Source organism: Candidatus Poriferisodalis sp. (assembly GCF_965262965.1).
In the GTDB taxonomy this organism is placed as follows: domain Bacteria; phylum Actinomycetota; class Acidimicrobiia; order Acidimicrobiales; family Poriferisodalaceae; genus Poriferisodalis.
On record NZ_OZ253573.1, the window covers coordinates 1,344,570 to 1,362,568 of the forward strand.

Genomic DNA, 17,999 nt, shown 5'->3' on the forward strand with positions numbered 1-17,999 from the left:
CGCAACACGTTGGCGGCGCACCTAGCGTGCGCCCATGACTGCGTCGACCAACCTGTCTCTCAGCGCTGAGGAGGTGCTGGCCACTACCCGGGCCGTGCGACGGCGACTGGACTTCGATCGCCCGGTATCGGATGCGACGCTGCGGGAATGCCTCGAGCTGGCACTGCAGGCGCCCACCGGATCGCTCCGCCAGGACTGGCACTTCGTCGTATCGACCGACCGGGAGCAATGCCGTGCTGTCGGGACGATCTACCAAGAGGTCTGGCTGGGCCGGATCGACGACAACTACTTGGCCAAGGCCGCGGCCGCCGAGGCTGACCCCGACGCTCGCGCCGACTGGGTCCGGATGATGGACTCGGCCCGTTACCTCGCCGAGAACTTCCCCCGCACACCGGCGATCTTCATCCCGTGCATCGAAGGCCGCCTCGACGGCGCTCCCGCCGGGCTGCAAGCGCTGCGGTGGGGCTCAGTCATCCAGGGCGCCTGGAGTTTCTGCCTCGCTGCGCGCAACCGAGGCCTGGGCACCTGCTGGACCACCGTGCACCTGGCTCGCGAGCAGGAAGTGGCCGAGATCTTGGGCATCCCATACAACGATGTCCAGCAAGTGGCGCTGCTGCCGGTCGCGCACACCGTCGGCATGGATTTCAAGCCCGGCCGCCGCAAGCCGTTCGACCAATTCGTCCACGTCAACGGCTGGTAGCCGGCAACGGGCCGACCGGTCAGGGTTGTCGCATCCGCCGAGCCAAGGTGAGGGCGTAGTCACCCTCGACGTCGGTCCACATTTGCTGGACGACGAGGCCGGCGGCGCCGAGTTCGGCTCGGACTCGTGCGGGGCGGAACTTGGCGCTGATCTCGGTGCGCATCCGCTCGCCCGCTGCGAAGTCGACCGTCATCTCCAGCGCGGGGATGTGCACGGTCTGGGCCCGCGTGGAGCGCAAGCGCATCTCGATCCACTCGTTGTCGGCATCGAAGATCGCCTCGTGCTCGAAGGCGTCGAGGCTGAAGTCCGCTCCGAGCCGGCGGTTCAGCACCGACAGCACGTTCAAGTTGAACTCGGCGGTGACGCCCGCCGCGTCGTTGTACGCGGCTTCGAGGCGACCCGTGTCCTTGACGAGATCGGTGCCGAGGAGGAACGTATCGCCGGGCTGCATCACTGCCGCGACGGCATCGAGGAAGGCAGGTCGTTTCGCCGGCGCGAAATTGCCGATGGTGCCGCCCAGCAACATCAACATGGCGGGCGGGCGAAACTGCGCTGCTTCGGAATCCGCTGGCTCGTCGAGCGGCAGACGACCGAGGTGGTGCTCGAAGTCGCCGACGACGCCATGCACCCGCAGCCCCGGATATGCCGAGGCGACCTCCCCCGCAGCAGTGCGCAAGGTCGTATCGCTGTTGTCGAACGGGACGTAGCGCCGGAGCTGGCCGGCAGCTGCGAACGCGTCGAGCAGGATGCGCGTCTTGGTCGAAGTGCCAGATCCGAGCTCCGCGAGACACTCGGCGCCCGAGGCCGCCGCGATGGCACCGGCTTCCCGATCGAGGATCTCGCGCTCGCGGCGTGTCGGGTAGTACTCCTCGAGGCGGGTGATCTGGTCGAACAGGTCGCTGCCGTGGTCGTCGTAGAACCACTTCGGCGGCAGCTCCTTGGGTCTCGACGACAGGCCCACCGAGACATCCGCACGCAGTTCCCGATCGGCCCAGCCAGTCTCGAGCCAGTTGTCGATCACAAGCGCGCTGGCGGGATGGGCAGCGTGAGCTGGATTCATCACTGCTGGATTCATCACTGGGCGTCGGCGGCGAGGCGCAGGCCCGAGAAGTGCCAGCGGGTGTGCGGGTAGAAGAAGTTCCGGTACGTGGGCCGGACATGGCCCTCGGGCGTGGCACAGCAACCGCCGCGCAGCACCATCTGGTTGATCATGAATTTGCCGTTGTATTCGCCAACCGCGCCCGGAGCGACGCGGAATCCGGGATAGGCGGCGTACGGGCTGGACGTCCATTCCCAGACATCGCCGTACATCTGCAGAAGCGGTACCGGGCGTGATGCGCCAGCAGTCGAGGGCTCGGGCGCTGCGACAGGTACGGGAACAGGATGCAGGCCAGCACAGATGCCGATGTTCCCGAATTGGGGCACACCGTGTGCAGCGTGCTCCCACTCGAATTCCGTCGGGAGCCTGGCGCCAGCCCAGCGGGCGAACGCGTCCGCCTCGTAGTACGACAGGTGGCACACCGGTTCGTCGGCCGCAACGGGCTTGAGGCCTTCAAGCGTGAAGACCTGCCAGCCGTCGTCGTCAAGGTGCCAGTACGACGGTGCTTCCCAGCCGTGCGACAACCGCTGACCCCAGCCGTCGGAGAGCCACAGCGTTGGCGTCTCGTAGCCGCCATCGGCGATGAACTCCAGCCACTGGCCACACGTCACCGGGCGGTCGGCCAACCGGAACGATTCGACCAGCACTCGATGGCGAGGCTCCTCGTTGTCGAATGCGAAGCCGCTGCCTTCGTGGCCGACAGCGATCTGACCTCCTTCGAAGCTGGCCCAGCGAGTCGCGCCAGCGCACTTCACGGAGCCTCCGACGACACCGGTGTGTGCGACCGGTGCCGCCTGGCCCGGCGTGCAATACGCAGGCCACAGGGCTGGGTTGCACGACAGCACGTGCTTGATGTCCATGAGGATCAGCTCTTGGTGCTGCTGCTCGTGATTAATGCCCAGAGTGACGAGTTCCGCGATCTCGGCGCTGAGTCCGCCAGCGAGCAAACGTCCCATCGCTTCGTCGACATGACGGCGATACGCCGCGACATCGACACATGACGGGCGGGACAGGTTGCCTCGCTCAGGACGGGGGTGCCGTTCGCCAATCGACTCGTAGTACGAGTTGAACAGGAACCCGAACGCTGGGTCGTGCTCGACATAGCCGTCGAGATGGCCTTTGCACAGGAACGTCTCGAAGAACCATGTGACGTGCGCTCGGTGCCATTTCGTGGGGCTGACGTCGGGCATCGACTGGATGCACTGGTCCTCATCGCTGAGCGGTGCTGTGAGCGCATCGGTATGCGCTCGCACCGTGCGGTAGGCGTTGAGCAGGCGTGACGAGGTGTCGCGAGTCATAGACGTCGCCGGTAAGGCTCGCCGGAGGGTACTGCACATTCATGAAGCCGTCGCAACTGTCCATTGGACAGTGGTTCATGTTTCGGGACGGCCGCGGATCGAAATACGCATGGCCGTCGTGCCGACTGGACGCTCAATCGACGCGAAGAGGGCACTGTGCGGTAAACACGCGGGGCGAGAATTGCATGCCTGTATCGCCGCGGCCAGAACGCGGTCATTTGCGCCGACACGCACGAGGGTTGCGAACAGGGAGACAGCACCGATGGGTCTAAAGAAGCTGCTGGTTGGGAATCGGGGAGAGATCGCCGTGCGCGTGGCGCGGGCGGCCAGCGAACTCGGAATCAGCACGGTCGCAATCGCGGGCAGCGACGACACTGATTCGCTGCACATGCGAGTTGCCGATGAATCCGTGACGCTCGACGGGCGGGGCGTCGTGCCGTATCTCGACGTGGACCAAGTCGTCGGCGCGGCCGTGGCGGCCGGATGCGACGCGATTCATCCCGGCTACGGCTTCCTGGCCGAGAATCCCGCTTTGGCGCTGGCCGCCAAGGCCGCTGGCATCGTCTTCGTCGGCCCGAGCGCTCCGCAATTGGAACTGTTCGGCGACAAGGTCGCCGCACGGGCGCTCGCTGAACAGCACCGGGTGCCGCTGATGCCGGCCACCGCAGAGCCGACCTCCGTAGAAGCCGCACGCGCCTTCTTCGACGACAACGGCCCGATGATGATCAAAGCCCTCGCAGGCGGCGGGGGGCGCGGCATGCGCACCGTCCGATCCGCCGACGAACTCGAGGCGGCCTACGAGCGCTGCGCCAGTGAGGCTGCCGCCGCCTTCGGCAATGGCGACCTCTACGTCGAGCATCTGATCGAGCGTGCCCGCCACATCGAGGTGCAGATCGTTGGCGACGGCGAGTCGGTGGCGCACCTGGGCGAGCGGGAATGCACGCTGCAGCGGCAGAACCAGAAGATCGTCGAGATCGCGCCGTCGCCCACCTTGCCGCCCGAGACCCGGCAAGCCGTCTGCGACGCGGCTGTCGAAATGGCCAGGTCGGTCGGCTACCGCAGCCTTGGCACCTGGGAATTCCTCATCGACGCCGACGATCCGGACACCATCGCCTTCTGCGAGGTCAACGCTCGCATTCAGGTCGAGCACACGGTCACCGAGGAAGTCACCGGCGTCGACCTTGTGGCCGCCCAGCTGCGGATCGCCGGCGGCGCCCGCCTCGCCGATGTCGGTCTGATGCAACCCGACGTGCCGTCGCCACGGGGCTACGCCATCCAGTGCCGGATCAATACCGAGACTATGCAGTCCGACGGCACCGCCCGCCCCAGCGGCGGCGTGCTTGGTGCATTCGAGCCGCCCACCGGGCCGGGACTGCGTACCGACACCTACGGCTACGTCGGCTACGGCACCAATCCCAGCTTTGATTCCTTGCTCGCCAAGGTGATCGCCTACAGCCCCAGCGGTGACTATGCCGACGCAGTGCGGCGCACCCGGCGAGCGCTCGGTGAATTCCGCATCGACGGCGTCGCGACCAACCTGAGCTTTCTGGCCGCGCTCATGGACCGGCCCGAAGTCAGCGCCAACGACATCACCACCCGATTCGTCACCGACCACGCGGCCGAGTTGTGCGTCGCCGCTGCCGACGTCGCCTCGTTGTGGACGCCTGCAGCGTCTGATGCTGTCGCTGGCGCAGGCGGACTCGCAGGGGCGCGTGTCGATGACGATCCGCTGGCCGTGCTGAATTACGGCGACATCGACGGCGCGCCCACCGACCGCGCAGCATCCGACACAGTGCGCGCACAGGCGATGGCCGGTGCCACTGCGTCGTTGCACGGTGCGCCGGTGGCGACCATCAGCGGTCCCGACGGCAGCGTCGGCGTGCCCGCTCCGCTGCAAGGGACCATCGTGTCGATCTCGGTGGCCGAGGGCGACGAAGTTGCCGCGGGCCAGCAGGTGGCGGTGATGGAAGCGATGAAGATGGAGCACGTCGTCACCTCCACCGTCACCGGAGTCGTACGGATGCTGGGTGTTGCCGCGGGCGACATCGTCTATGAAGGGCACTCGCTGCTGTTCGTCGAGGAAGCCGATGTCGACGTCGCACTCACCGAGGCGGCCGCAGCGGTCGACTTGGACTACATCAGGCCTGACCTGGCCGAAGTCATGGGCCGACGGGCCGTGGGACTCGATGAGAACAAGCCCGAGGCGGTCGCGAAGCGTCACGGCCGCGGCCACCGCACCGCGCGCGAGAACGTCGCCGATCTCGTCGACCCCGGCACCTTCGTGGAGTACAGCCCGCTGATGGTTGCCGCCCAGCGCAAGCGCCGCTCCATGGAGGACCTGATCGCCAACACCCAGGGCGACGGCATGGTTGCGGGCATCGCCAGCGTCAACGGCGACCTCTTCGGCGTGGAGAACTCCCAGACGATGGTGATGTCGTATGACTACATGGTGCTCGCCGGCACTCAGGGAGGGCAGAACCACCGCAAGAAGGACCGGATGTTCGAACTCGCGGCGCAGAATCGACTGCCGGTCGTGCTGCTGGCCGAAGGCGGCGGCGGACGACCCGGCGACACTGACGGCATCGGCGGCTCAGGTCTCGATTGCTGGGCCTTCAACTACTTCGCCCAGCTCAGCGGTCTCGTGCCGCTGGTGGGCGTCACCAACGGCCGCTGTTTCGCCGGCAACGCTGTGCTGCTGGGCTGCTGCGACGTCATCATCGCCACCGAGGGCTCGAACATCGGTGTCGGAGGACCAGCCATGATCGAGGGCGGCGGCTTGGGCGTCTTCCGGCCCGAGGAAGTCGGCCCTGTCGACGTGCAGTGGCCCAACGGCGTCATCGACATCCTCGTGCGGGACGAGGAAGAGGCCATGGCGGCGGCCAAACAGTACCTGTCGTACTTCCAGGGCCCGATCGACGAATGGGAATGCGGTGACCAGCGCGAGCTTCGCCACGTCGTGCCCGAGAACCGGCTGCGGGCCTACGACGTGCGCGAGGTCATCGAGAAGCTCTGTGACATCGGCTCGGTGATGGAGATCCGGCGCGGCTGGGGCCCAGGTTGCGTCACGGCGCTAGCGCGCATCGAAGGACGGCCCGTGGGAATCGTCGCCAACAACAATCATCACCTCGGAGGCGCCGTCGACGCCGACACAGGCGACAAGGCCTCCCGGTTCATTCAGCTCTGCGACGCGCACGACATCCCGCTGCTGTTCCTGTGCGACACGCCAGGGATCATGGTCGGCCCCCAAGCCGAGTACGACGCAACCGTGCGTCACGCGGCGCGCATGTTCGTGACCGCAGCCAACGTGGACGTGCCATTCATGACGATCGTGCTGCGCAAGGGCTACGGCCTGGGCGCACAGGCCATGGCAGGCGGCAGCTTCAAGGCACCGACATTCACCGTGGCGTGGCCGACCGGCGAGTTCGGCGGCATGGGTCTCGAGGGCTTCGTCAAGCTCGGCTACCGCCGCGAGCTCGAAGCCATCGACGACCCCGAAGAGCGCATACAGGAATACGAGAAGCGCGTCGCCCGCCTATACGACCAGGGCAAAGCCGTGAACACCGCCACGTTCTTTGAGATCGACGACGTGATCGATCCCGCCGAGAGCCGCGACTGGATCCGCATGGCGCTGCTCGCCGCTCCCAAGCCGCCACTGCGCACGGGCAAGAAGCGCCCCATGGTCGACACTTGGTAGCGCGGCCTGCGAGGTCGCCGTGGCAGCCGGCTCGGCTACACCTTCGGCGCTTCCGGAGACGGCATCAGTCCACGAACGAGCCAATCGGCTCGCCATAGGCGCTCCGTGTCTCAGATTTCCCAGAGGTACGACATCGGCAGGGCGACGATTCGGTCCGCGATGCGCAGCGGACGCTGACCGGTGAACAGCACGACGCCAACCTCGAATCGGTTGCCCACCAGGTCTGCCAGCCATGCCAGCCACTTGGCGTCGATCGGGCGCACCGTTGCCCCCGCCTTCACTTCCACGGCGATGAGCCGGCCGTCTGGCCGCTCGATCAGAAGGTCGATTTCCCTGCCCCGAGCGTCGCGGAAGTGGCTGAAGCGGAGCGGTTCGTTGAGCGCCATCGCCTGACGGCGCAGTTCGTTGACCGCGTAGGTCTCATGCAGCGGTCCACGGCTCGCCTCGCTGGCATCGCCGAGGCGCTGCGCGTTCACGCCGAGCGTGGCCGCCGCCAGGCCGCTGTCGGTCACCAGCACCTTGGGCCGGCGCTTGGCCTGCGTGGCCGTGCTCGAAGCCCAGCCGCCCAAGCGCGCAACCAGATGAGTCATCTCGAGATGCGACAGGTAGTCCGCGGTGGTCTCGACTCGGCCGAATCCGAGATCGCGATGCAGATCCGCCAGCACCAATTCCCCAGCCGTGCGCGCAGCAACTGCCCGCAGCAGCCGAGGCAGCTCTGTCGAGCGCCGCGCTCCTGTGACTTCGACGATGTCGCGAGTGACCGAGGTAAGGACGTACGACTCGAACCAGCGGATGCGGTCGGCATCGCTTAATCCGAGAACTTCTGGGTAGCCGCCCCGGCAGATCCGCTCGGCATAGTCCGTCCGCGTGAGCGCGGACGGAGGCGCTTCGAGCAGATCGGACATGGTCGCTGCGGCACTTGCGTTTGCCCCCGCATTCGCGCAGAGGCGCGCGAGCAAGCCGTCCGCCTCGGCATGCAGTTCGACCGCCGAGAACGGCGCCAGGTTGAAGAACACCGCCCGGCCCGCCAGCGATTCTGACAAGACGGGGACGGTGAGGAAATCGGCCGATCCGGTGAGCAAGAAGCTGCCCGGCGCTGGATCGGCATCGACCACGAGCTTGATCGCCCGAACGAGATCGTCGCCGCCGCGCTGAATCTCGTCGATGACCACGGGTCGGCGACGGTCGGCGATGAAGCCGATGGGGTCGTCCACAGCGAGCGACAGCACCGCCGGGTCGTCAAGGCTGAGAAATGTGCCGCCATTCGTGATCTGGCGGGCCAACGTGGTCTTGCCCGACTGCCGCGGCCCTTGCAGCACGACGATGCGAAACGTGTCAAGCGCACGACGAAGGACTGGCTCGACCCGCCGTTCAACCACGTGGGGCTGGATCGTTGACACAACGCCTCCCGACGGTCGCACCGACATGCTGGCCTTGTCGTTAGCCTATCTTTCTAATAGGTGTTTTATCTACTATCTAATAGTACATTTTGTAACACTGCGTGGCGCTACTCGTAGCCCCCAAAGCCGACATCCCGCACGGTACGAAGTGCCCATGGTCAACACCTAGTAGGCGCGCTTGAGTGGTAGCTCCGCGCTATCTCAGACTTGAACGCCGATGCAGCGGACATGGCCCGCGCCGACGGAACCGGGCCTGCTGCTGGCAATCGTCGCGCATACTTCACGAGATGGCACCTGAACACAATCGTGAACGAGAACTGCGAGAGAAGGCACGCGCCGAAGTCAAGCGGCTTCAAGACGCTGTCCTGACGCTGTGGCAATACCCGTCCCTGCGGCACTGTGTGAAAGCGGTTCGCGCTGAGCGTGACGAGGCAGCCCGACGCGCGCGCTGTTGCGGCGTGACGGTACGAGAGCTGGCTAGCGACAATGGTCGCAGCGACTCCACAGTGCGCAAATGGCTGCGCGGTGAGTAGGTCTCCGACCGCGCTGACGGCCCGTCAGTGGCAGCGTCATCGAGTTGGATTCACCGAAATGCAATGCCCACAGAGGTTGTTGCCGGTCCGCTTGGCGATCGTCACGGCACCGCCCGCACCGCCTCGGGCTACTGCCCGCAGGTCCGCAGCACTTGCTCGACTTCTCGTTCCCAACCGATGAGGTTCCACTCGCCCGTTACTCGGCTCGTGGAAGTTGTGAACAAGCCGTATCTGAGCTGCAGGCGACGAAGAGTCGAGATTTGCCTGACTCGCTTGCCTTGGCGCGCGATTGTCCTGCGAAGCCGTCAAGTTCGGTGCCCCAACCACCCCAGTCCCAGTGCTCCGCTTCTGCCGCGTCCTCGATTCGGGCCCCCGAACTGGCGTGGACTTGGATTCTGGTGATCTGGGGCCGGTACTCCTCGTCTTCGCCGAGATTCCAGATGATCCGTGCGACCGCCCCCTGGGTCGCCCAGCGATCCGCTCCGACACTCGAATCACACGGTCGATGCCGAGATTCATAATGGTCTCATCAGAGATCGCCGCTGATCCTCCCACGACGAAGACCACTTGGCGTTCAGCAGAGACTGCTGCCGAGTCGATCTGCTCATTGACCGCGACGCTGTCATAGGCATCCAGCAGACACCGATCACCGCTTCGGATTCGCAACGCTTCCGCGAGCATATTGGCTGCAGCGCGATCCTCGGTCACCGACGCCTTGACAAGCACCACGAACTCGTCGCAACCAGTGTTGGCGGGAAGTCTGGGGATCGATGGCTCGTGTGCAGCAACTGACGGGATCGCAATGAGCAGACCTGTCACGGCCAACAGCACACTGATTCCGAGGCGCTGCAGCGCGTGACTGCGACGAGAAGAACGGCACATGGCAGGGTGACTCGATCTTGGCATCCGCACGGTCTGTCACCGACGCGCTCCACTCTGCGTCGGCACACTGCGCTTCATGGTCGGCGTCCGGCAATTCGCTTATCGGTCTCAGATGCGGCCGCATGGCTCGCGCCAGTCGGCGGCAGCGTGACCGAATTGCCACTCGCTGGTTCTACAGGGGTGTGGTAAATCGCTGCCGCAACCAGTGGGACTGGAGCGGGTCGATCATCTTGAAACGGCTGCCGCTGCGGCGCAGGATGCCGTCACCGGCAAGTGCGTGGGCCAAGTCACACGCCGTGCCCGGTGACAGATCCACGAACGATGCGGCAGTGCCGTAGATGCTGCCACTGCTTGCAATTGCCCTGTGGGTCTTCTGATTGCCGGCGGGTAGAGAGCCGTAGAAGCGCTCTAATCCACCGCCTGTGTTGCCTCGCACGTCGCTGACCGCTGCTTCCCAGGTGCGATCGTCCGCCGTGCCGTCGGAGGGGACAAGCCTCGAAGCTGCATCGGCGAGTTGCATCGCGCGCTACGGGTGCGCTTGCGCGAAGGCAACGATCCGGCCCGCAATTGCACCCGCGGCTCGGCGGGTGTTCTCGAAGCCCTCCTCGACGACGCGATAGATGTCTGCGTCGTCCAGCGGGCCGATCTCCACGAGGTCGGCCTGGGAGAAGAACGGCTGGTCCTGCACGCTGAACCGCGTGCGCATCGTTGACGGCTCTGAGCCAGCGAACACGATGCCCAGTGACTGGTAGTGATGCTGAAGCGCAGTTCGCAACACGCCTGCCGCGCCGTCGACCTTCGAGATTCCCGAGAACTCGTCGAAGACGACGAACAGCTCTTGCCGTTTTGCTGCAGCGACCAGCACATCCAGCAACCGCTGAAGCGACAGCACCGGTTTGAGGCGCTGGCGTGCGCCGCGGGACAGGTCTGCGCCCCCGAAGCCGAGATACTCGGTCTACATCCGGTCGGTCAGGCGAGGAGTTCGGCGACGGCGAGCTCGGCGATGCGGTCGCCGTCGTAGCCGAGCACGTCGGTGAGGATGTCGAAGGTGTGCTCGCCGAGCGTCGGGCCGCCATAGGTGACCTGCGCAGGGGTACGGGACAGCACGAAGCGGGACGCGTCGACGATGGTGGTGCCCTGCTTGGCGTGGGGAACCTCGACCTGCTGGCCCCGGTGAATGACCTGCGGGTCGGCGGTGTACTCGGGCGAGTTCTGCACGATGTGAGCCGCCACGCCGACATCTTGGAGGCGGTACATCAGCGTGTTGCCATCTTGGCCCCGGGTCCATGCTGCAACAACGGCGTCCAGCTCGTCGTGACGCTCATGACGCTCCGCCAGGGTCAGGTCGCCCAGGTCGCTGCGTCCCATCTGCGCCGCCAGCGACTGCCACTGGGCGTCGTCGACACACGCGATCGCGATCCAGTTGTCGTCGTGGGCCAGTGCGGCGGAACCTGCGTCCGGCGCAGCATCAGACTCAGTAGCGGCGGTTTGGTACACGCCCTGTGGGGCTATGTGGCTGTCCCGGTTGCCCGCCCGCTCAGCAACACGGCCGTTGACCGTTTGGTCGAGCAATGCAGGAGCCATGAGGTGCAGCGCCGCCTCGGCTTGGGACATGTCGATGTACTGGCCTTCGCCGGTGCGGCGCCGATGCTCCAGCGCCCCCATGACGGCCGCCACCAGCCAACGGGGTGACGTGTAGTCGGTGTAGGCGCCGAATGGTCCGCACGGCGCGCGGTCGGGCCAGCCCACCGGGTAGAAGAACCCCGAGATGGCCGCAGCCATCGTGCCGAAGCCGGCAAGCATGGCCAGCGGCCCGGTCTGGCCCATCAGGCAGCTCGACGCCATGATGACGTCGGGCCGACGCTCGCGCACCTGCTCCCAACCCATCCCCCAGCCAGCCATGGCCTTGGGCGAGAACGACTCCACGATCACATCGGCCCAGTCGATGAGATCCCAGATGACATCCAGCGCCGCGGATTTCGACATGTCCAAGCAGATGCCCCGCTTACCAGCGTTCATGTTGTTGTAGAGCGCTGAGTATTCGGGATCGCCGATGTCGTCGCGGAACGGCTGCAACGAGCGAGCCACTTCGAGACGGGTCTCGGATTCGACTCGAATGATGTCGGCGCCGTAGTCAGCGAGCACCCGCGCTGCTGCGGGGCCCGCCATCGCCCACATGAAGTCGAGCACCTTGACGTTCTCGAGCGGACGGGCAGTCGAGGGCGCCTGAGCCGACACGTCTGCGCCGGTTGCCTCGATCCGGGGACGAGTCTGCGCTGCCGATGCCAGTTCCCCAAGCACTTCATCGGTGTGCTCGCCGAGCTTGGGCGGCGGGCCGAGCGGTTGCATCGGCGTGTTGCCGAAACGGGCGTAGCGCCCCGGGTAGCGAATGTCGGTCGGGCCGTCCCCATCAAGCTCCTGGGTCACGGTTTCCCAGTACTCGCGAGTAGCAAGCTGGTGCGAATCGATCACCTCGTCAGTTGTCGACACCGGTGTGATGAGCACCCGGCGGCTCATGGCAGCGTCGAGCAGCTCGGCCTTGGTCTTGGTGGCGAAGAAGTCGTGAAGCACCCGCTTCAGCCGCTCGTACTCCGAGACCGGCTCGCGGCCGTCGAGCAGCATCATGGCGTAGTCGGACCAGTTCTTGTCCCGCGTGGCCTCGTCGCAGAAGCCGTCCTCGAACACCCAGTCCATGAGGTTTTGGGTGAAGGCCCGAAAGCCAGGACCGAACAGGAACGTGACCGAAGCGTGCCCATCCGCACAGGGCCACATCAGCTGGATGTGCAGGCCCTCCACGAGCACTCCGCCAGCGTGCCGGATCGGCGGGGTCGCGCCGATCGGGGTCGAGAGCGCGTACGACTGGCAGGCCTGGTTCATGCTCTGCTGCGCCGACATGTCAACGTGCTGGCCGAGGCCCGAAACCGTCTGGCGTTCCCAGAGGGCGATCAGCGCGGCGCCCGCGGCCTCGGAGGCCGCGTTGTGGAATGCCTGCGGGAACAGTCCCCCGGTGCGTACCGGCGCCCGATCGGCATCACCGGTCATGGCCATATTCACCGCAGCGGCCTGCAGCGTGAGATCCGATGCAACCCATTCGGCCTTCGGACCGTCCGAGCCGAACGGCGAGATCGACACGTACACCAACTCGAGATTGATCTCGGCCAGCTCGGCATAGCCGAGGCCCTGGCCATCCATCACCCCCGGCCCGGCCGACTCGATCAAGATGTCGGCCGCAGCGGCCAGGCCGCGCAGCCGCTCGGCGCCTTCATCGCTGCCCAGGTCCAGCACCACGCTGCGCTTGCCTCGGTTGTACGCCCAGTGATGCAGCGACCGCTCGGAGTCTTCGACATCGTCGGCGAACGGTCCCAGTCGTCGCGCCGAGGATCCCCCGGGCGGCTCGACCGCGATGACGTCGGCACCCATCTGGGCGAGGATCGCTCCGCAGAGATGCCCCCGCTCGTCGGTGAGGTCAAGCACACGGAACGGGCTCAGCATCGAGAGTGGTCCGACATCAGCGGGGGCGTCAGGCATCCGCACATTTCATCACGGACGCGCCGTGTTGTTCGGATTGGCGTGCGTCGCCCTGTGCGAAGTGCCGAGTGCGCTACTCCAGCAGTTCCGCCATGGCCAGCTCGGCGATGCGGTCGCCGTCGTAAGCGAGCGTCTCGGTCAACACCTCAAAGCTGTGCTCGCCGAGGCAAGGGCCGCCGTAGGTCACCTGCGCCGGGGTGCGAGAGAGCACGAACCGGGTGTTCTCGACCGTCGTAGTGCCCTGCTTGCCGTGGCCCACCTCGACGAGGTGCCGACGGTGCACGATCTGCGGGTCGATGGTGAACTCCGGCGAGTTCTGCACGATGTGGGAGGCGACTCCAGCTGCTTGCAATTCGGCCATCAGCTCGTAGCCGTCTCGGCCACAGGTCCACGCCGAGATGACCTCGTCGAGCTCGTCGTGGCGTGCATGGCGCTCGGCGACGCTCAGCGACGCCAGTTCGCTGTGGCCCATCGCCCCCGCCAAAGCCGCCCATTGGCCGTCATTCACACAAGAGATGGCGATCCAGTTGTCGTCGTAGTCGTCGCCTGAGGGCCCTCCCGCTGCGGTCTGGTACGCACCTTGGGGGGCGAACACAACGTCCCGATTGCCCGCCGATTCCCAGATGCGCCCATTGGTGGTGCGCTCAAGCAATGCCGGTGCCATCAAGTGCAGCGCAGCTTCGGCCTGCGACATGTCCACGTACTGTCCCCGGCCGGTCCGGCGTTTGTGCTCTAGCGCCCCCATCACCGCAGCCACCAGCCAGCGTGGCGAGGTGTAGTCGGTGTAGGCAGCGAACGGCCCAGCCGGCGCCCGGTCGGGCCACCCAACCGGGTAGAAGAACCCCGAGATCGCCGCGGCCATAGTGCCAAATCCGGCCAGCTTCGCAAGCGGCCCGGTCTGGCCCATGAGACAGCTCGAAGCCATCACCACGTCGGACCGCCGCTGGTGAATCTGGGGCCAGCCCATGCCCCATCCCGCCATGGCCTTGGGCGAGAACGACTCCAGGATCACGTCGGCCCAGTCGATGAGATCCCAGATGACCTCGAGCGCTTCGGGCTTCGACATATCGAGCGCCAAGCCGCGCTTGCCTGCGTTCAGGTTGCTGAACAGGCCCGCTCCGTCTGGATCGCCGACATCGTTGTGGAACGGCTGGATTGAACGCACTGCATCGAGCTTGTTGGCCGACTCGACACGGATGATGTCGGCGCCATAGTCGGCCAGCACTCTCGAAGCCGCAGGACCAGCCATCGCCCACATGAAGTCGAGAATCTTCACGCCTTCGAGCGGCGGCGCCGTGATCGAGGCGGCATCGGCAACGTCACGCACCGAGATCGGAACACTTGGGGTTCTGGCAGCGCCCGCAGCATCGAGTTCAGCCAGCACCTCGTCGGTGTGCTCGCCGAGTCGCGGGGGACGGCCCAGTTTGGCGAGCGGGGTCTCGGAGTACTTCGCGAAAGCGCCCGGATAGCGCACCGCCGCTGGATCGAATGAGCCCGCGCCGGCGTCAAGCACGACATCGCTGTGGTCGACGTCCTCCCAGTACTGGCGGAACGCCAGCTGCTCGCTGTCGCACACCTCGCCCGTCGACCACACCGGGGTGATGAGCACACGTCGGGTCATGGCCGCATCCAGCAAGTCAGCCTTCGTCTTGGTGGCGAAGAAATCGGTGAGAATGCCCTTGATTCGTTCGTATTCCGAGACGGGTTCGCGGCCGTCGAGCAGCATCATGGCGTACTCGGCCCAGTCCTTGTCCCGAGTGGCCTCGTCGCAGAATCCTTCCTCGTGCACCCATGCCATGAGGTTCCGGGTGAAGGCGCTGAATCCGGGCCCGAACAGGAACGTCACGGAGGCATGGCCGTCGGCGCACGGCCACATGAGCTGAATGTCGATCCCCTGCAGGCTGGCGCCGCCCGCGATCCGCTTTGTCACGGAGGCGTTGAGCGACGTGTTGAGCGTTGACGACATGCATGCCTGGCTCATCGACTGCTGTGCGGACATGTCGACGTGCTGGCCGAGCCCCGAGCGGGTCTGGCGATCCCACAGCGCAATGAGTGCGGCACCGGCTCCCTCGGAGGCTGCGTTGTGCATCGCCTGCGGGAGCGTGCCGCCGGCCCGCAACGGAGACCTGTCCTTGTCGCCGGTGATGGCCATGTTCACCGCGGAGGCCTGCAGCGCCAAGTCAGACACGGCCCAGTTGGCCTTCGGGCCGTCGCTGCCGAACGGCGTGATCGAGACGTGGATAAGGGCGGGGTTCAGCTCTGCGAGCGCGTCGCGGCCGAGGCCCAGTGCCTCCGCCTCGCCGGGATCGAACGATTCGAACACGACATCCGCGCCGGCGATGAGCGCCTTGAGTCGCTCGATGTCCGCTGCGTTGCCGAGGTCAAGCACCACACTGCGCTTGCCGCGGTTGTAGGACCAGTGGTGCAGCGAGCGCTCCTGGTCGGGCACGTCGCCGGCGAAGGGCCCGAGTCGTCGAGCCGACGAGCCCTCCGACGGTTCGATCGCAATCACATCAGCGCCCATCTGGGCCCAGATCGCCCCAGCGAGGTGCCCCCGCTCGTCGGTCAGGTCGATGACGCGGTAGCCGCCCAGCACGGAGCCCCCGTCGCTCGTGCCGCCCGCTGATGCCGTATGTATCTGCTCTCCCGGTGCCTCACTCATGGGAACATTTCAGCACGCCCGCCACTGGCCTCTTGCCGCTGGCAATTCGACTGCGCCGGGCGTGTGGCGTCGCTCTCGCCCGATCCGTGCGGCGAACGCTATTCCGGCAGGGATGGCCGGCCGCGGCCCGTGAGGTCTGCGTACATGAGGACGTATGCGATCGTCGTCAGAGCCCCCACTATCGGGCTGAACAGAACGTTGACGATAAAGCTGCCGTAGGCATAGGGCAGCGTAAACATGCTGAGCCCCAGCACCCACAGAACCCCGGTGGACATGACCAGGACCAGCGCCGAGCGTCCCCAGGTGCCGGGCAGTGCGCGCCTCATCAACGTCCACCAGCGGCCGCGCGACGGGAAGCCAGGTTCGACAAACGCGATGGTGAAGTGCAGCTGGACCAACGGCACGAGCAGCAGGAGCAGGCCCAAGAATGCCGCGGCGAACGCGATCGTCAAGATCACGCCGAGCGCCAGATGGATGCCGTAGCCAACGACGAGGGCGATGGCCAAGACGAACACTGCCGCCGCGAGCGCGACGACGTAGATGATGGCGAGCAGCAGGAGCTTTGGAACCCGAACGAGGCCGGTCAGCAAAGCGCGACTCACCACCGTCGGACGGCCCTCGACATCGTCGAGGGCGACCAGCGCGAATGCGACCGTGGGCGCCCACGCCAGCAGCGAGGCGAGCAGCCCGAGGAAAATGAGTGCAACGCCGCTGCCGAGGCGGTCGCTGTCGATGGAATCGACCCAGTCGCCGAACGCATCGTCTGATTCGTCAGAGATGTCGTCCGCCTCAGTCGAATCGACGGTCAGCGCCTCGAACTCGTCGGTGTCGACCAGTTCGCTCGACAAGATGTTGCCGCCGAGGGTGAACGGCACCAGCGAGAGCACTGTGACTGCGGCCAAGACGATGGCGATGATGACAAGATCGCGCCACCGCCTGCCGACCAGGTTGAACGTGTCATTGAACAAATCGGGAATACGCCGGTGGGGCGATGGAATGCTGCCGGACGAGTACCCGCCGCCGGGCGGCGGTGCATAGTCCGGCCGCCAATCCTCGCCGTCAGGCGGCATCGCCGGTCGAGGGCGCCCACTGTCATCGTCGGCCACGGCGCGATGCTACGGCGGCGCGGTCTGACCTGACTGCCACTGCTGCCACCGCGTCCATCGATCGTTCGGCGCGGGCGGATCTGCACCCACTTCCGCCACATCCACATACATCAGCGTGTACGCGACCACGATGACCACGTTCGTGAGCGGAACGACCGTCACCCCTAACCCCCACGGCAGCGAGTAAGCAACCAAGTTGGCGGCGAACCACATCCACAGGAACCCCTCGAACTGCTCATTGTTCAGCAGGATGCCGGCCAACCACCACACGGGTGCCGGCGGGGCAGCGACGTCTGAGGTGCGGGTTGGGACTTTGGAGGCTCCGGGGACGTGGGCGCTTCAGTGGCTGTCGGCTCGACCGCTCGCGGGATCAGACGCGGGATCTGCCGGATTGTCGGCGGCGGCTCCCGATCAGGCACGCGGCGAAACTAGCCAACACCCCTTCGGGTCATACCGATGCGCAAACGGAACGACTTGGCGCTACGTCGACAGCTCCGGTTCTGCGGGCGGACGATTCCGTGCGGTCAGGTCGGCGTACATGAGCAGGTACGCCACCGCCGAGGCGTGGGCAGCTTTGGCTCGACGCATGCCATGACCATCAGAATCGGCACCAGCGGCGCGAAGACGATCAAGAATGGCAATACCATCAGCGCCCACAAGATGCTCAGCGCAGGGTCGATCAGATACATCAGTGCGCAGCCTCCGCAGGCTGCGAGGCCGATGGCAACACCAACCAGGACACCGAACAGGAACAGAAACAGCAGCACTACCGCAGTGGTTGTCTGGGTCACGTCGAAAGACTCCAGCCACGCGTTCATTTCATCGGCAGAGTCCATCGCTGGGCTCGACAGTTCCTCGACCTTCGAGAAGAACTCGCCGCCGAAGAGTGCGTTCAGGCCGAGGAATAACAGCACGAACGCGACGAGAAGGCCTGCCGCGCCAACGATCGCGAACTCACCGAGATCGCGCCACCGACGTCCGACCAGTTCGAACGTGTCGCGTACCAGCTCTGGATTCCGCCGGAGCTGGCCGGGCCGGGGTTCACTGGACCACGACGCACCGCCCCACGGCGGGGGCGCTCGTCGTGGCCACACTGG

General features: G+C 65.9%; 12 protein-coding genes. 2 read left to right on the forward strand and 10 right to left on the reverse strand.

The features are described 5' to 3' along the window. The first annotated feature begins 34 nt into the window (after nt 1-34). Nucleotides 35-700, forward strand: coding sequence for a nitroreductase family protein (locus tag ACQY5K_RS06485; protein WP_428121171.1), 666 nt, complete (start codon nt 35-37; stop codon nt 698-700). 19 nt (nt 701-719) lie between these two features. Here ACQY5K_RS06485 and egtD read toward each other — a convergent pair whose 3' ends face one another. Together egtD and egtB are read right to left on the reverse strand one after the other, a co-directional pair. Beyond that, nucleotides 720-1,760 (reverse strand): L-histidine N(alpha)-methyltransferase, encoded by a 1,041-nt coding sequence (egtD, locus tag ACQY5K_RS06490; protein WP_428122590.1) that lies wholly within the window; start codon nt 1,758-1,760, stop codon nt 720-722. A gap of 14 nt (nt 1,761-1,774) precedes the next feature. After that, on the reverse strand, nt 1,775-3,097 hold the full coding sequence (gene egtB / locus ACQY5K_RS06495) for an ergothioneine biosynthesis protein EgtB (RefSeq protein ID WP_428121173.1): 1,323 nt from the start codon (nt 3,095-3,097) through the stop codon (nt 1,775-1,777). Nucleotides 3,098-3,359: 262 nt separating this feature from the next. Here egtB and ACQY5K_RS06500 point away from each other — a divergent pair, with 262 nt between their 5' ends. Continuing rightward, complete coding sequence (locus ACQY5K_RS06500) at nt 3,360-6,791, forward strand: carboxyl transferase domain-containing protein (RefSeq protein ID WP_428121176.1); 3,432 nt, start codon at nt 3,360-3,362, stop codon at nt 6,789-6,791. A gap of 110 nt (nt 6,792-6,901) precedes the next feature. Here ACQY5K_RS06500 and ACQY5K_RS06505 read toward each other — a convergent pair whose 3' ends face one another. From ACQY5K_RS06505 to ACQY5K_RS06540, 8 genes are all read right to left on the reverse strand, one after another. Continuing rightward, nucleotides 6,902-8,170: an ATP-binding protein gene (locus ACQY5K_RS06505; protein ID WP_428121178.1), complete on the reverse strand. Its 1,269-nt coding sequence runs from the start codon at nt 8,168-8,170 to the stop codon at nt 6,902-6,904. A gap of 1,608 nt (nt 8,171-9,778) precedes the next feature. Then, complete coding sequence (locus tag ACQY5K_RS06510; RefSeq protein WP_428121180.1) at nt 9,779-10,126, reverse strand: hypothetical protein; 348 nt, start codon at nt 10,124-10,126, stop codon at nt 9,779-9,781. 6 nt (nt 10,127-10,132) lie between these two features. After that, nucleotides 10,133-10,498 carry a hypothetical protein gene (locus tag ACQY5K_RS06515; RefSeq protein WP_428121182.1) on the reverse strand — a complete coding sequence of 122 codons (366 nt, stop codon included), beginning with the start codon at nt 10,496-10,498 and terminating at the stop codon, nt 10,133-10,135. Between the two features lie 77 nt (nt 10,499-10,575). After that, nucleotides 10,576-13,134, reverse strand: a complete 2,559-nt coding sequence (locus ACQY5K_RS06520; RefSeq protein WP_428121185.1) for a CaiB/BaiF CoA transferase family protein — start codon at nt 13,132-13,134, stop codon at nt 10,576-10,578. Nucleotides 13,135-13,207: 73 nt separating this feature from the next. Next, nucleotides 13,208-15,796, reverse strand: a complete 2,589-nt coding sequence (locus ACQY5K_RS06525) for a CaiB/BaiF CoA transferase family protein (RefSeq protein WP_428121188.1) — start codon at nt 15,794-15,796, stop codon at nt 13,208-13,210. 98 nt (nt 15,797-15,894) lie between these two features. Further along, on the reverse strand, nt 15,895-16,902 hold the full coding sequence (locus ACQY5K_RS06530; protein ID WP_428121191.1) for a hypothetical protein: 1,008 nt from the start codon (nt 16,900-16,902) through the stop codon (nt 15,895-15,897). Nucleotides 16,903-16,911: 9 nt separating this feature from the next. Continuing rightward, nucleotides 16,912-17,163 (reverse strand): hypothetical protein, encoded by a 252-nt coding sequence (locus ACQY5K_RS06535; RefSeq protein ID WP_428121193.1) that lies wholly within the window; start codon nt 17,161-17,163, stop codon nt 16,912-16,914. Between the two features lie 263 nt (nt 17,164-17,426). Then, on the reverse strand, nt 17,427-17,996 hold the full coding sequence (locus ACQY5K_RS06540; protein WP_428121196.1) for a hypothetical protein: 570 nt from the start codon (nt 17,994-17,996) through the stop codon (nt 17,427-17,429). Nucleotides 17,997-17,999 lie beyond the last annotated feature (3 nt).

Coding starts and splice junctions, on each gene's coding strand:
- egtB (WP_428121173.1), bottom strand. CDS start 3,097: ATGACTCGCGACACCTCGTCACGCCTGCTCAACGCCTACCGCACGGTG.
- ACQY5K_RS06485 (WP_428121171.1), top strand. CDS start 35: ATGACTGCGTCGACCAACCTGTCTCTCAGCGCTGAGGAGGTGCTGGCC.
- ACQY5K_RS06500 (WP_428121176.1), top strand. CDS start 3,360: ATGGGTCTAAAGAAGCTGCTGGTTGGGAATCGGGGAGAGATCGCCGTG.
- ACQY5K_RS06510 (WP_428121180.1), bottom strand. CDS start 10,126: ATGCAACTCGCCGATGCAGCTTCGAGGCTTGTCCCCTCCGACGGCACG.
- egtD (WP_428122590.1), bottom strand. CDS start 1,760: ATGAATCCAGCTCACGCTGCCCATCCCGCCAGCGCGCTTGTGATCGAC.
- ACQY5K_RS06520 (WP_428121185.1), bottom strand. CDS start 13,134: ATGCCTGACGCCCCCGCTGATGTCGGACCACTCTCGATGCTGAGCCCG.
- ACQY5K_RS06525 (WP_428121188.1), bottom strand. CDS start 15,796: ATGAGTGAGGCACCGGGAGAGCAGATACATACGGCATCAGCGGGCGGC.